The following is a 15362-nucleotide window of genomic DNA, read 5'->3' as shown; positions in this document are numbered from 1 at the left end:
GACAGGAGTCAGGCAGTATGCGCTTATTACCTCAATCACTTCTGATCCTCACCGGTTTAGCAATCACATTGCTTCCCGCCATCAGTCGTGCCGAAACGAAACCCACCAACGGCGTGCTGGTAGAAGCCGAAAGTTTTAATCAGCAAGGTGGCTGGAAACTCGATACGCAATTCATTCACATCATGGGGTCCCCTTATCTGCTCGCTCATGGGTTAGGGCAGCCCGTTGCTGATGCCGAGACCACGGTGAAATTACCGGAAACGGGAACCTATCGGGTTCTGGTCAGAACCAAAGACTGGGTCGCTCCCTGGAAAGCGCCTGGATCTCCCGGCCGATTCCAGTTGAAAATTGATGGACAGCCACTCAAAGAAACATTCGGTACGAAAGGCGCCAAATGGTTCTGGCACGATGGCGGGACCGTTGAGATTACGAAACCGGAAGTCAAACTCACCTTACATGATCTGACCGGTTTTGAGGGACGCTGCGATGCAATTCTGTTTACAAGAGATCTGAATTACCAGCCCCCCAATGATCTTTCTCCCATGGATCAGTGGCGTAAAAGCATGCTGGGACTGCCTGCGGAACCTGAAGTGACTGAGCCTTACGATCTGGTTGTCGTCGGTGGGGGATACTCTGGGATGGGCGCTGCCATTTCAGCCGCGCGTATGGGATGTAAAGTCGCCTTGATTCAGAATCGTCCGGTTCTGGGAGGTAATGGAAGCTCTGAAGTACGCGTCTGGGCACAGGGCCTGGTGCGTCGTGGTAAATATCCACATATTGGTGAAATCATCGCCGAATTCGCTGATTCCGCCGCCGCCTCTCCAGGGACCTATGAAGAGTATGGAGACAAGAAAAAAGAAGCCATCGTGCGGGCTGAGAAAAATATTGACCTCTTCCTGAACACGCATGCTTTCGCAGTCAAAAAAGAGGGAGACGCCATCCAGAGCGTTACTGCTTTCAATACCAAAACCAGTAAACGGACTGAGTTCCGCGGCAAACTGTTTGCTGACTGCACCGGTCATGCGGAAATCGGTTATCTCGCGGGCGCTGATTATTATACGCACGAAAAAGGCCACATGGGAATGAGTAACATGTGGACCTGGAAAGAAGCAGAACAGCCCCAATCTTTTCCTGAACTGGAATGGGCACTCAATCTGAACATGGACGATTTCCCCTACCCGAAACGCTTTCATGGCGAGTGGTTCTGGGAAAGTGGTTTTGACAAAGACCCCATTCAGGATCTGGAATCAATGCGGGACTGGAATTTCCGTGCAGTCTATGGTGCCTGGAACGCGATGAAGAATAAAGGGGGCAAGGACAAGCATGAGAACGCCGTGATGACCTGGATGGCCTATATAGGCGGTCCACGTGAATCCCGTATGCTTCGAGGGGATGTCATTCTGCGTCGGAAAGATATCGTCGCGAAAGTTGATTTTCCCGATGGATGCGTTCCCAGCACCTGGTCTATCGATCTGCATTACCCCAAGAAGCAGTATATGCAGAAGTATCCAGAAGATCCTTTCATTTCACAGGCCGTCTTTGATCGTAGCGTCGATCGTAAGCGTGGCTATCCGATTCCTTACCGCTGCTTCTACTCACGGAATGTGCCTAACCTGTTCATGGCGGGACGCTGCATCAGCGTAACGCATGAAGCGCTGGGTACAGTACGTGTGATGAAGACCGGTGGAATGATGGGAGAAGTCGTCGGGAAAGCAGCTGCAGTCTGTGTTGAGAAAGACTGTCAGCCGCGTGCTGTTTACACCGACTATTACAAAGACCTGGAAAAACTGATGGCCCGCAAGGGTATCGAACGGCGTGACACAGTCGATGGTAAGTTTTACACACCTGAAAACTCTCAGGAATTACCGCCAGTAATTGATCCCTACATTGATCCGGCAACCCTCCCCGGGATGGTCATCGACGATGAAAACGAAAACGTTCAGTTCGTAGGCAAGTGGACCAAGGGTGAAGGACTCAAGGGTTATATCGGCAACCACTATGTTTATCATGGGAAGGGTAAAAAAGCGGAAATCCACTTCAAATTTGAGGTCGCTAAAACCGGAAAATACGAAGTCCGCCTCGCTTATGGCCACCATGAAAACCGGGCGACGAACACGCCTGTGACAGTTCGCTCAGCCGATGAAACCAAGACCGTAAAGATTAACCAGCGGATCAAGCCTCCCCTGCCTCATGGTTTTATCTCACTGGGTACCTTCGAGTTTAAACAGGGGCAACCTGTCGAAGTCATCATGTCGAATACGGGTGTCGATGGTAATGTGCACGCTGATGCGATTCAGGTCCTTCCAGTAGACTGATTCACTCTGACTTTGCACAATCTGGGCACACAGAAGCCGCTTTACGCAACATCAACAGAGAAGTGAATCCCACCAGTGTCTGACTGGTGGGATTCTAAGAGAGAAGGATGACCGAGTTACCGCTAGTCTCTCAGCCTGCGCCACGCCCCCGGCCAGCCAGTCGTCTCAGATCTTTCTCATTGAAACTCTATCGTCTTACGGTCCTGATTCTGATTGTCTGGCTGATTCGCGATTACTACATCCGGATTCGTGTTCAAGGTAAGGCTCCCGTAGAACTGCATGAAGTGAAAGCTATCCTGCCCGAGGCAGATTCACTGAGTGTCGATCATTCAGACCGTATGGGGCTCTTTGTCCTTGATGAAAACAACCAAACCATCGGCTACGTCATCCGCACATCCCCCGTTTCCGATGAGATCATAGGTTATTGTGGTCCCTCCGATACCCTGGTCGTCTTTGAACAGAAAACGGGAAAAGTAGCAGGGCTGACGATTCGCTCGAGTGGCGATACGACCTCGCATGTCAATGATGTTCGCGCAAACCAGTACTTCATGGACCGCTGGAAAGAATATGCCTGGGACCAGATCGCGGGGCTCGATCTGGAACGAGGTGAAATTGAAGGGGTGTCCGGAGCGACGATGACCAGTATGGGACTGGCATACGCCATCCGAAATCGCATCCGATACTCAAAGCAGCAGGAGCAGTCTGTCACTCCCTTTCGTTTTGCAGCGAAAGATGCATTTTTGATCTCATTCATTATTGGGGCCTGCCTGCTGACGTTCACACGACTGAAGCGATTTCACTGGCTGCGAAAACTGTTCAAAGTCGCTGCGTTCATCTATCTGGGGTTCGTCACAGGAGATCTGCTGGCGGAATCTCTATTCGCCGGCTGGGCCAAATATTCGGTACCCTGGCGACAGCTTTCCGGTCTGGTCTTACTGGCCGGAGCTGCAATTCTGGTCCCCTGGAGTTCCCGGCGGAATATTTACTGCCAGACTTTATGCCCGCATGGTACAGCCCAGGAATTCCTGGGTAAAATTATTCCTCATCAAAAGAAATTAAAAATCAGACCTGATGTAAAACGGGCCCTGCGCTGGATCCCTGGCTTGCTGCTTGGCCTGATCCTGGTCATTATCTTCCTCAAACTTCCCGTTGATCTGGCAGAACTGGAGGCCTTCGACGCCTATCTGCTGACGTCCGCAGGCATCGCATCGATTCTCATCGCTATATCTGGACTGGTGGCGTCGATCTTTGTTCCACAGGCCTACTGCCATTATGGATGTCCCACGGGGACAATTTTTGAATTTGTTCGCTCACATGGCCGCGCCGATCATTTCGGAAAGAGTGATTTCGTAGCAGGCCTCTTTTTGATGCTGGCGCTGACCCTCAACCAGTATGCCGAACAGATCCAGCAACTGTTACTGCAATAGACTCAGTCACTAATACTTTCCGGTGGCATCATCTTTAATCTGGTGTCGCAGGAGCGCTTTACTCACGATATTGACCAGCTTTTGAGGCTTGTACGGCTTCTTGAGGAAATGCACTATCTCGGAGCCTTCCATCTGGTCAGAGATGTCGTTTTCACTGAGACCACTCGTCAGGATGACGGGAATATTGATCTGGAGTTCCTGGAGCTGCCTGAGAGTTTCGACGCCACTCATTCCGGGCATGGTCATATCCAGCAGGACCACGCTGATGGAGTCACGATTGCGTCCATAAACCTCAAGCCCCTGTGCGCCTGAGTTGGCAAGCAGTACGGAAAATCCAAAGCGTTTGAGCACGTTTGTCACCACATTACAGACCGCTTTATCATCGTCAATCACCAGGACATAACCCACATCGGCAGGCACTACAGGGTCGATCGTGCTATCCGAGTTAACTTCCTCTTCCGCTTCAGTCGAAACAGGAAGAATCACTCTGAAACAGGAACCACTCTCGACTGCAGATTGAACAAACAGTCCCCCATGGTGACCACGAATGATTCCGGATACCCCCGCCAGACCGAGCCCTCTGCCGGTGAATTTGGTAGTGAAAAAGGGATCGAACATTTTCGACTGACAGTCCGCATCCATTCCGCTTCCATTATCCTCGATTTCGAAGAAGACGAATCGTCCGGGGGTGACATTCTCGCAGAAATAGTAGTCAGCAAAGTCATCCTGCCCCAGCTCGAGTAATCCCGTCCGAACGTTGATTTTCCCGTCATCTTTCTGATTCTGAATGGCTTCGGAAGCATTGGTCAGCAGGTTTAAAACGACTTGTTCTATCTGACCGGTATCACCGTGAATCAGCAGAGACTCTTTTGACAGGTTCAGATCGATATGAGCATTGGGAGAAATGATTGTTTTCAGAATCTCTACCGTTTCCCGAATGATCTGATTCAGGTTAAATGTTGTCGTTAGAAATGTACGACGGCCAGAATAAGCCAGCAGCCGTTCGCAGATTTTGGTTGCATGTCGGGCTGCAATTTCAATGTTCTTCACATTCTGGCTGATGGGAGAAGTCTCCTGCAGTTCCATGAGCGCGAGATTGGTATTCCCGAGAATCGCCAGCAGCAGATTATTGAAATCATGTGCCACCCCTCCAGCAAGAACTCCCAGGCTTTCCAGTTTTTGTGCATGCAGCATCTGGGCATGCAACTGGTCTTTCTCTTCTTCCATCTGAATCCGATCAGTGATATCACGAATCACCTGAATATATCCGGTGATTTGATTATCTGAGCGGCGCAGGGGAGTGATGATTGTCTCCCCCTGGAATGAAGTGTCATCGGTCCTCAGGTATTCCAGAATAAAAGGTTTCAGCACGTGTGAATTGGGATAAGAAACCCGGTTGAACTGAGCCTGGTAGTCGGCCTCTGACTTGACGAGTTCCCTGATCGGTCTTCCCAGCAGATCCGCCTCTTTGCACCGAAAATGCAGCTGAATTGATTCATTGCACATGACGATATTATGACTGCGGTCAGTGACAATCATTACATCGGTCACTGAGTGAAAAATGGTCTGCAGCAGAATCCGCTGTCGATTTAACTGCTCGATCGTCTTCTTGCGGACGGTAACATCAATCGCCAGCCCGATACAGCCAATGATGTCCTCATGAGAGTTTCGCAATGGCTCGATATGAATATCCAGAATCGTGTTCTGCAACTTTTGTTCAAAACGAACGGACTCTCCTTTCAGAGTTCGCTCATGCATGGCCGTCATGTAATGGGACACTTCTTCTGATTCATGAAATTCATAAATCGGTTTTCCAACTGCTTCATCCGGCTGCAGCCCTAACTGAGTCAATCCTGCGCCGACAATTGAGGTATATTGATTCTCCTTGTCAGTGGTCCACAGAATCGCAGGGATCTGCTCCATGATGATCCGCAGACGTGCTTCATTCTGCAAACGAATCTGCTGGGAACGTTTCAAGTCATCGATATCAATATGAGTTCCAATGACCTGTACCGGCTTCTGTTGAGGGCTGTACGCTGCTACTTTTCCACGGGTCAGGATCCATTTCCACTCCCCCGCTTTCGTCTGCATGCGGATTTCTGCTTCGTAGGAAGTGCTCTTTCCATCCAAATAATCTTCCAGTAACTCAAGCGTTGGCTTGAGATCTTCCGGATGCACCAGGGATTGCCAGGCGGCATAGCTGGCAGCAAATTCCCCTGGTGTGTAGCCCAGCATGGTATACCATTTATCATCAAACCGGGCCTGTTTAGTGATCACATCATAGTCCCAGAGGCCGATTTCCGAACCACGGGCCGCCATGGTGATTCGCAGCTCACTCTCTTTCAGTTTGCGCTCTGCATACTCACGACTCAGTTCTGCTGCCGCCCGATAGGTGTAACTTTTAATGGCCGGGATTTCACAGAGGTCTTCATAGATAGGCCGGTCCCCCAACATCACGAGATGCCCCTGCACTGCACCATGTTTGTCGACCATAGGCAGGCTGAAATAGGATTCAATCTCATGTTCCTGCAGGAACAGATCTTCCGGATAATGTCGTGCTACATTCTGACAGACACTGTAAGGTTCCGTGCCGATCGCATCAGCACAGGGAGTCCCTTTGACCTCGTACTCAAAATCGGGAACCAGTTCTCCGTCGAAACAGGCCCCCACTGTCTGACACTTGCCTATTCGCTGGTTTCCCGGTTCAAAATGAAATGACTGATGTTTGACCAGCAGTACACATTTCAGATTCAAAGCTTCTGCAAGAGTCTTCACGAAACGTTTGAAAAACTCGTCGCCAGTAACATCACTGGTTGCGCTGGTCAGCAGGTGGTGTAACCGCTCGTTCTGACGTCTGGAGGTAATTTCATCGATCAACCAGAGACTGGATTTTTCTTGAGCAGGTAAAGTTACTTCACACAAACACTGATTGCCGTCATGACAACTGGACCAGAACTCTACCTGAGCAGGGTGTACGGCAGATTCTGGTAATGGATTCGGTTTCAGTGTCAGTAACCGTGTAACGTTTTCCTCGAAGACTTCCGGGTGATCTTCGGAGCTCCCTAACAAGGCATTGGCACGTTCATTGAAATACAGACTGCCAGTCTGCAGTAAGACGGCGCCCGAAGGAATACTTTCGAGTATTGATTTAATACAGGTCGTTTCACTCTCGGCAGAGTATGCATCTTTTCGCGGTTCAAGCGTATTCTGAGTCGAATCGATACGGAATTGATTTAGTTTCACTTTGCCGGAACCGAACTTGAACTTCATCCATACTACTCCCGGGTATCCTACTGATGCTCAAACAGTCAGCCTGCATTATACAACTCGTTTGCTCTATATAACATAGGTATGCGTATGCTACAAAATCGGGATTCGGTCCGATATCCCAAAATTCGATTCGCGATCGATTTGAATCATAAAAAACACCTGGTGCTCAAAGGTTCTGATTTGTAGCTGTCAGAGAGACCAGAGTTATAGAGACATCTCGATTTATAGTAGAGCGTATGGCGAATCCAGATGGCTAAGACGCCTGTCTGGCAGAGATTCAGAAATAGCAGGCGAATGCAGTGTGAAACCGACTTCACACTGTTTGAAAGGAAGGACTATAGCACCATCCCTGGCTGCTCTGCACTATAAGGTCGGTTTGGGAGCGACAAGCGGTGCGTTGTCGGCTTTTTGCTCTGGGACATAGGGATGCGTTTTCTGCCACTCTTTCCAGAATGGGGCGGCATGCGTATTTCGCCAGAGCGCCAGGGCGTTGCCCACATGGCTGTAGAAGGTGTATTTCTGCAGAATTTCCTCTTCTGAATGTGATGTGGTATTCCGAATGATCCACTTGGCCGCTTTCACAATCTGTTCATGAGGTGGATGCAGCTCTTTGGGGGCGATCGCCAGCCACTCCAAATGATGTCCGGTGGCAATCACGTTTTTATACTCAGGAATCTCTTCGGGATGCGTGAGAGCCGTTTTACCTTCCATCCAGTTTGCGGGCCAGTGTCCATCCTCAAACTGGCAGACGCTGATCAGATCACGCACTTTTTCCAGGTAAGCATAACCTTCCGCGCGAGCCGAGTCCGAAAGAATATCATACTCGTCATCCAGGCGAATCAGTAACATCACAGAGTACACGCGATGTGTACCGACGCAGACACCAAATCGCTTATCGCCGCGAATCAGTCGCTGGACAATCTGGTCAAACGAAATCGTGCGGCCTTCGCTCGTTTTCCACTGTTTTACCGGCGGAATCCAGAGACCAAAAGCCATCGCTGACCACTCTACTTCGGGTTCATCCAGATGAAAATCACGTAATGACTGCTGAATGACATCGTTCACGGTCATATCACGCTGTGCTGGTGCAAACACGTGCTCGTCACGATGAATGCCCGCTTCGGTCAAGGATGCCAGCCAGTGATCGTGATGTACCGAACCGCCGATCTCTGTTCCCCAGCGAATCGAAATCCCCGCAGGTTGATCTACGAGCAGGGGATCAGCTTCGTCTCCCCAGGACGCGAGGAAACGGGCGTGATCGATCAGGAAGTCCCGCATTTCGACTCCAGAGACGATACTTGGATCTTCAAAAGTCGATTGAATACTCCAGGTGCGCAGGGCATGTTCCACATGGTTGGGTTTCATATGCTTGCGTGGAAATTTAGGGCGTACCTGCTTCAATACCGCCGCCAGTTCCTCGTCTGTCACCACTGTCGGATCGTTGTAGAAGGGTTTTACCCGAAGTGGCAGTTCGCGTTCAATTTTCACTTCCGGATAGAAGGTTTCCTGCAGAAACACCTCATCGAATGACTGACGTGACTCGCGTGATCCCAGGGAGTAAGCAGCACCAAAGGCGATTACAACCACAACCTGAACAGCAATCAGAGTTTTAGAGGACAACTTGCGTGACTTCATGATAGATCTCAAAATAGGTGATTAAACTACGGAATAATTTCTGAAACGGATCGGTAATCGAAGGCTATTTAATGGGGTCTGCTCTTAATAGAACCACCGACCGACCGTCTTTATACCCCACGCGCCAGACGCCTTCTTTAGTCAGACTTTTCATCAGCGATTCCCGACGTGGCAGGTCCAGCACGATTGTGTTCACACCGTAACGATCCAGCAGCTCTTCTGTATCGCCAGCGCGATTACTGATCCTGAGGTAATGATTCCAGACTTCACGGGGCAGCAGATGCACGTGTGAATTGGCAAATATGTTTAGATTCTCGGGGCCCGCCCAGAGCAGGTAGTCTCCCAGTTCCATGGAATTAAAGAGCTGTCCCTGAATCTGCTTTTCTTTCAGATATTCGACTGCCCCAATCGGCGTATACTCGGAGACACTCCGCTTGAAATCAACCAGTTTCCCATGCAGCATGAAAGAGCCCATGGGAGTGATGGCAAAACAGATCCAGACCATACCGATCGACACAATCGTCCATTTCCCTGCACAGAAGACTTTGTCCCCCGAGGGATCTGCGAGTCGTTTTAATTTCCACCTGCAGATGGCAGCGCCGTGAATCGCCAGGTAATAAGCGGCTACGGGAGCCCACCAGATAATCATCCGGGAACTCCACATGGCGGAGACACCCAGTCCAACCAGGAGTAGCACTTCAGTTGTAGAAATACGCCGAGGTGTAAAGCGGCTGGCGATAACAAGAAGTAAAGCAATGAGCGCCGCAGTCTTGCCCTGATACATCCGCAACGTCAGCGGATTCCATTCGATCAGATCGGCCAGATTCGGATTTGACGAGAACGAAAAGACTTCGCTGTATAACTGCAATCCATAAGGGTTGAGCAGTACCGCGATTGCAGACACTTCCAGCAAAATCAGGTAGCGTCGGGTCCCACTGTCGCCCAGCATTGCCTTCCAGTTCCGCGCTTTCCAACTGACATCGACAGCACGGCCGACCAGAAAACAGCCGATCAGTCCCAGACCGACGGGGAACGAGCCATGTAGATTTGCCCAGAAAACAAACAGCAACGGGATCAGAACCCAGTTCGCCTTTTTCCAGGCTCGCGAGGTCATGCAGAAAAACAGCGTCACAAAACAGAGTAATCCGGCCAGTTGAGGGCGCACGATCCCCAGTTGTTTCCAGTCACATAACAGAAATCCTGCTACACAGAGCATGCTCCAGAAAAAGCTCCCGGTTCGCTGCTGGACACGGTACAGCAGGAGCGTCATACAAGCCGTAATGGCGGCTGCGTACAGAAACTTAATTCCCGCGACTCCCGCTATGTCGAACATTTTGAAAGCAGTAATCTGGCTGAGCCAGGCGGTATCGATGAATGACATTCCCGACGCCAGAGGCATAAAGGGTGCGAAATCGGGAATACTCCCTGTCTCCCAGATCAATCTGCCATAGGCCAAGTGTCCCCAGATATCGGTATGCCAGAGCGGCATCGAACTGAACAAGACAAAGGCCAGTGAAAGTACACAGACCGAGAAGAACGTGAACCGGGAAACGCGGACTGCTTCCGGAAAGCGATCGACGAGGACGGCATCCTCTTCGAGCTCTTCAGGGGAATTCTCGTTGGTGGACTCGTTTTGATTTTTCAAAGCAGTGGCCATAATCAATTGATCGTGATACGAGGTTTCTATTTACATCATAAGCGGCACCGGTTCAGCAGACGAGGTCGTTCCGTCAATTGCCTGATTCATCTCAAACCAGCGTGGGGAACGCATTAACAGAACCTGTAGCGCAGCATGACAGGAATTATGTGTATTGATAGCCTAGTTCAAACAGTCCTGCCACGGAAAAATCAGTTTGGTGAATCGAGACCGTCGCGAAAAATCAACATGTGCTGCTGTCGATTCTGACGCTTATAGGGGATAAAGCGATTCTGACGATTTCAGCACTGAATCAAAGGGTGACGCCTTCGACGGCACTCTGGGGAGAACCGGGATCTACGGGTGGCGCGGTCAAGTCCTGGGGCTTGAGAGTTCTGGTTTGCGGCCCCTGCTCTTTCAAGAACAGCAGTTCCTCCGCGGGACCTTTACCACCTCGCTCGGGAGCGAGATCAGTCTGCACCATTTCCACCTGTGCCAGTTGCAGACGGTCTGACCAGGCCTCAGACTCATCGCCAAAGATCTCGTCCACCATGGCCCGAGCCTGTGCTTTCTGGTCTTCGGAATGGAACTGTTTCCAGATCAACCTCGCCAGCTCTACACCTTTCTCATAGCTTCGATTCCGTTTGAGAGACTTGAGAATGGTCTCCCAGGAACCAAAGGGGACTGACTCGGTGCGATACAGACTCAACGCGAGTTCTGCGCCAATTTTTGGTTCGCCCGGTGACAGATCGACCCCTTGTTGTAAATAGGTGATCCGCTGCCCCAGGTCCTCGGTATGACGCGCCAGGTACCAGTAATACTTTCCATTCCAGTAAGGATGACAGACCAGCCAGGTCGCCGGGATTAAAGCCAGATGTAACGCGACAAACGCAAACCGGAACAGGCTCTTCCAACGCGAGTGATTGACCACCACCACTCCCGCCAGAAGTCCATACAGGAACCCGGTCACATGGGCGGCATTCGCAATATTCAGGATTCCCAGATAGGTCAGTACAAAACAGAGTAAGAGCCAGCCCAGGCCCCAGTGAATTTCTCGATCGGTAAAGACTTCAGCAATGTGCTCGTCGGTCTTACGCAACAGAATCAGCATACCAAACATCGCAAACGCGGCTCCCGACAACCCCACGGGATAGTGCTCCCAGTAGTACTCAGGCAGCAGGGATACGAATGTCGCGACAATCAGAAACAGCGCGTAAATCCAGTTACGTATTACCGGTTCAATCAGATGTCCCAGAAAGCCGATCGCGAGGCAGTTCATCACCAGATGCAGCAAATCTCCATGATGGAACCCGCTGACCAGAATCCGCCACCATTCTCCCGCCCAGAGATCGAAGGGTCCCCCCGTTGGATAATCCTTCTCTTCAATCAGCGGATGGTCGTGTACAAAGACCAGTGGCTGAACGGCTCCCAGTTTCCAGAGCGCATCATCAAAATCACTCTGACCAGCCGAATTGTGGTTGATGCGATAAACCTGAACGGCGATGAATAACCCGACTGCAATCGCGATAAAGGCTGCAGTGACAGGAAAGCGGGAACAGAAACTTTTGAGAGAATGCAACATTGACTCTTAATAAATAATCCGACAGGAACTTGGTTCACTTCTGCACAAGAATAGCTGATTTTCGCTGATTTGACACCTGAAAAGAAATCTCAGCCCGGGAACTTCATAAAAAAGATCGCTCTTCCCCCAATTCTCGATTTCCGCTACAAAATGTCACCCAAATCAAGAGATATTTTAACCTGAACAACATGCATTACTCCGGCTTAAATCGCATTCCCTGGTCCCTGCTCTGCTGCATCCTGATTCTGATGGGTTGTGGTCTGGCAGGAATTGCGCGCGGCGATGAACTGGCTGGACAGGGACATTATTTCCAGAAACAGTGTGTCTGGATCCTGATCTCACTTGCGGCACTGACCGGCACAATTCTGTTTCCCTACCGCAATCTGCGGAGCATCAGCTACCCCCTGTTTCTAATGACGCTGATCCTGCTGATAGCCGTCTTTTTCATTCCCGCCGTGAACGGTTCCCGACGCTGGATTCCGCTCGGTTTCTTTAAATTTCAACCCTCGGAACTGGCGAAGATCACGTACATCCTGGCTCTGGCCCATTATCTGATGTACCGCAAGAATTATCGACGGATCCCGGGTTTGATTGTCCCGTTCATACTGACCTGTGTCCCCGTTATTCTGATTCTACGTGAACCAGACCTGGGAACCTCCCTGCTGTTCTTCCCGATCCTGTTCGCCATGCTGTTTTCCGCAGGAGCCCGCCCACGGCACCTGATTACCATCGTGTTCCTGGGAATCTGTATGCTGCCACTCCTCTGGCTCCAGATGAATCCCGAGCAGAAATCTCGTATCGTGGCACTGTTCACACAGCGTGATGGAGGCGAGATGCCGCGTGGAGACGGCTACCACCTCTACCAGTCAAAGCAGATGTTGGCACTGGGGGGAGTCTGGGGAAGCGAGATTGCCGGAATGCCCGTCGATGATCCTGCGGCCTACCATCTGCCCGCGGGTCGTACCGACTTCATTTTCTGCCTGGTTGGCGAACGGTTTGGCATTATGGGCTGCCTGTTTGCGCTGGCGGTCTTCAGCTTTCTCTTTATCCGGGGATTGCAGATCGCGACAGCCACCCGCGAGCCCTTTGGGCGACTGGTCGCGGTGGGGATTGTTACCCTACTGGCATCGCAGACAATCATCAATACGGGAATGACCGTCGGCCTGATGCCCATCACCGGGATGACGCTTCCTCTGATGAGTTACGGCGGGACCAGTATGCTCAGCACCTGTCTTGCCTTGGGATTGCTGATCAATATCTGCATGCGACCCGGCTACGAAATTCACGCTGAACCATTCCGGTTCTAAGCCTCTCCCATTCCCCGGAGGTGCACTCAATTCAGTATCCGCTGCCTTGAGATTTCAAAATCACGCATTTTGTCCAGCCGTACACATTTCCGGCCATTTCAGGTTGGATACAATAGAGAATTAGCTCAACACAGAAGCCTGTTGAGAAATGATTCCAGCGCCTGATAAAGTTGTAACCAGAATGACCGAAGACCAAGAATTCAATTCTGCGCGATCCCGAATTGAAGCTGCCTTTGACCCGGAATTACTCTCCGCCGCTAGCCAGACATTAGCGGAACTACTGACGGCACATGCTCGTTCCCTGACTGAACCGGACACACCAGTGTTAAACTGGCAGTCTCCAGCAGAAAATCTGAAACAGGCACTGGAGCAATTGTTACAGGCGCCGACTGAAGAGAGTGTCGACTCCGATATTACAAATCGGATTCAGAATTTCCGCCTGCTGGCTAAGACGATGCTGGATCGGGGGCACAATCTGCAAAACCCCCGCTATATTGGTCATCAGGTACCGGCTTCCGTCCCTCTGGCCGGACTGTTTGATGCAATCACAGCTGTGACGAATCAGGTCATGGCGGTCTATGAAATGGGTCCCTGGGCTACCGCCGTCGAACTGGCCCTGATAGAGATGATTGGCACCGAAATTGGATTCACACCTGGTGAATTTACCGGACTGGTAACACATGGTGGCTCACTGGCCAACCTCACAGGCCTCCTGGCAGCCCGCAATCAGAGTTGCCCGGAAATCGGAACTCTGGGCCCTCAGGCACAACTGGATGCTGCTCCCGTCCTGCTTGTTTCCGCGGATGCCCACTACAGTGTAACCCGCTCAGCAAATATCCTGGGGATCGGAACCGAGCAGATTCTCAAGATACCCCTTGATGAACAACGTCGAATCCAACCTCAGGCTCTGGAAGAATTGATTCTGCAATGCAGATCGGAACAGCGGACGATCATCGCTGTGGTAGCCTGTGCCTGTGCGACTCCTATAGGAGCTTTCGATCCACTGGAACAGATCGCTGACCTGTGTGAAAAGTACAAGGTCTGGCTGCACGTCGATGCTGCCCATGGGGGCCCCACCTGTTTTTCAAAGCGTCACCGACACCTGACACGTGGTCTGCACCGGGCCGACAGTGTCGTATTTGACGCTCACAAAATGATGTTCATCCCCGCATTAAGCGCCTTTCTCTTTTTTAAGAACAAAGCGCACCGGTTCACTGCGTTTCAACAGCAGGCCCCTTATTTGTTCGATCCATCTGCCCCAGAAATCGCCGATTATGATCTGGGTTTGCGAACGATTGAGTGTACCAAACGTGCCAACAGCTACGCACTCTGGGGGACCTGGGCCCTGTTTGGAAAACAGCTCTTTGCCGATCTGGTTGACGTCACCTTCGAGACCGCACGTACGTTTCACAACCTGCTCAAAGAGATGCCGGACTTTGAAGCGGTGCATGATCCGCAGTGTAATATTGTTGTCTTTCGGTATTTGCCTGACTGGCTGGCAGCCCTGCCTCTGGAACAGCAGAATATGATTCACTTCCGAGTGCGACGCCAGATCATCGAATCCGGGGAATTCTACATTGTTCATTCCGTACTGGATGGTCAGGCAGCGTTTCGAATTACCGTGATGAATCCCCTCACGAAGGAATCGCACCTCAGACAACTGCTGAATTCGATTCAAACAAAAGTCGAAAAGTTCAGGGACACCATTCCTGCTTCTCCCCAGACCGATCATTGTGAACAGACTTGACAATTTGGGATCAGATCGAAAGAATCGTCGCTCGGAAAAGACAAGAACATTGTCACAGGTTATAATACAACCTGTTTTTAACGTTTCGATTGATATTACCAGTTTGTGAATTCGAATTCCAAACGGAGAGATGAGACCATGAGCGGCCCCATTGTTCGTACCGGTACAACTCCCAAGTTCTGGGAAAACTATGATAAAATCTTTGGTGAACCCGACAAAAAGGGAACCAAAAAGAAAGCAGCAAAGAAAAAAGGAAGTGCCAAGAAAAAAACAGCTTCCAAATCCGTCGCCAGCACAAAGAAAGCCCCAGCGAAGAAATCTCCGGCCAAAAAAGTAACCGCGAAAAAAACTCCAGCTAAAAAAGCTGCGAAGAAAAAAGCAAAGAAGAAATAACACGGTCAGGCGACTTGCGCAGTCCCTGTACCGGTTAAACCCGATGGCTT

9 protein-coding genes are annotated in these 15362 nt (G+C 50.7%); 5 read left to right on the top strand and 4 right to left on the bottom strand.

Going from position 1 to position 15362, the window contains the following annotated elements; all coding sequences use genetic code 11:
* Positions 1-17: 17 nt before the first annotated feature.
* Positions 18-2315, top strand: a complete 2298-nt coding sequence (locus F1728_RS28805) for an FAD-dependent oxidoreductase (protein ID WP_155366888.1) — start codon at positions 18-20, stop codon at positions 2313-2315.
* Between the two features lie 107 nt (positions 2316-2422).
* A complete protein-coding gene (locus tag F1728_RS28800; RefSeq protein ID WP_155366887.1) occupies positions 2423-3742 on the top strand; it encodes an FMN-binding protein in 1320 nt (439 codons plus the stop codon).
* A gap of 9 nt (positions 3743-3751) precedes the next feature.
* Here F1728_RS28800 and F1728_RS28795 read toward each other — a convergent pair whose 3' ends face one another.
* The 4 genes from F1728_RS28795 to F1728_RS28780 all read right to left on the bottom strand — a co-directional run bounded on the left by F1728_RS28795 (position 3752) and on the right by F1728_RS28780 (position 11865).
* Complete coding sequence (locus F1728_RS28795) at positions 3752-7012, bottom strand: PAS domain-containing hybrid sensor histidine kinase/response regulator (protein ID WP_155366886.1); 3261 nt, start codon at positions 7010-7012, stop codon at positions 3752-3754.
* A 363-nt stretch (positions 7013-7375) separates the two neighbouring features.
* Positions 7376-8647, bottom strand: coding sequence for a hypothetical protein (locus F1728_RS28790; protein WP_155366885.1), 1272 nt, complete (start codon positions 8645-8647; stop codon positions 7376-7378).
* Positions 8648-8711: 64 nt separating this feature from the next.
* Positions 8712-10304, bottom strand: coding sequence for a hypothetical protein (locus tag F1728_RS28785; protein ID WP_155366884.1), 1593 nt, complete (start codon positions 10302-10304; stop codon positions 8712-8714).
* 292 nt (positions 10305-10596) lie between these two features.
* Complete coding sequence (locus F1728_RS28780; RefSeq protein WP_155366883.1) at positions 10597-11865, bottom strand: rhomboid family intramembrane serine protease; 1269 nt, start codon at positions 11863-11865, stop codon at positions 10597-10599.
* A 188-nt stretch (positions 11866-12053) separates the two neighbouring features.
* On the opposite strand from F1728_RS28780, the gene F1728_RS28775 reads away from it, so the two are divergent.
* From F1728_RS28775 to F1728_RS28765, 3 genes are all read left to right on the top strand, one after another.
* A complete protein-coding gene (locus tag F1728_RS28775) occupies positions 12054-13172 on the top strand; it encodes an FtsW/RodA/SpoVE family cell cycle protein (RefSeq protein WP_145041674.1) in 1119 nt (372 codons plus the stop codon).
* A gap of 181 nt (positions 13173-13353) precedes the next feature.
* Positions 13354-14919 carry a pyridoxal phosphate-dependent decarboxylase family protein gene (locus F1728_RS28770; protein ID WP_194242576.1) on the top strand — a complete coding sequence of 522 codons (1566 nt, stop codon included), beginning with the start codon at positions 13354-13356 and terminating at the stop codon, positions 14917-14919.
* Positions 14920-15057: 138 nt separating this feature from the next.
* The gene (locus tag F1728_RS28765) at positions 15058-15312 is read left to right on the top strand and encodes an RNA polymerase subunit sigma (RefSeq protein WP_155366881.1); all 255 of its coding nucleotides are present in this window, start codon (positions 15058-15060) and stop codon (positions 15310-15312) included.
* Positions 15313-15362 lie beyond the last annotated feature (50 nt).

The organism is Gimesia benthica (assembly GCF_009720525.1).
Taxonomy (GTDB): Bacteria; Planctomycetota; Planctomycetia; order Planctomycetales; family Planctomycetaceae; genus Gimesia; species Gimesia benthica.
Note: the sequence above shows the minus strand (reverse complement) of the source record. Positions and strands in the feature narration are given on the sequence as shown.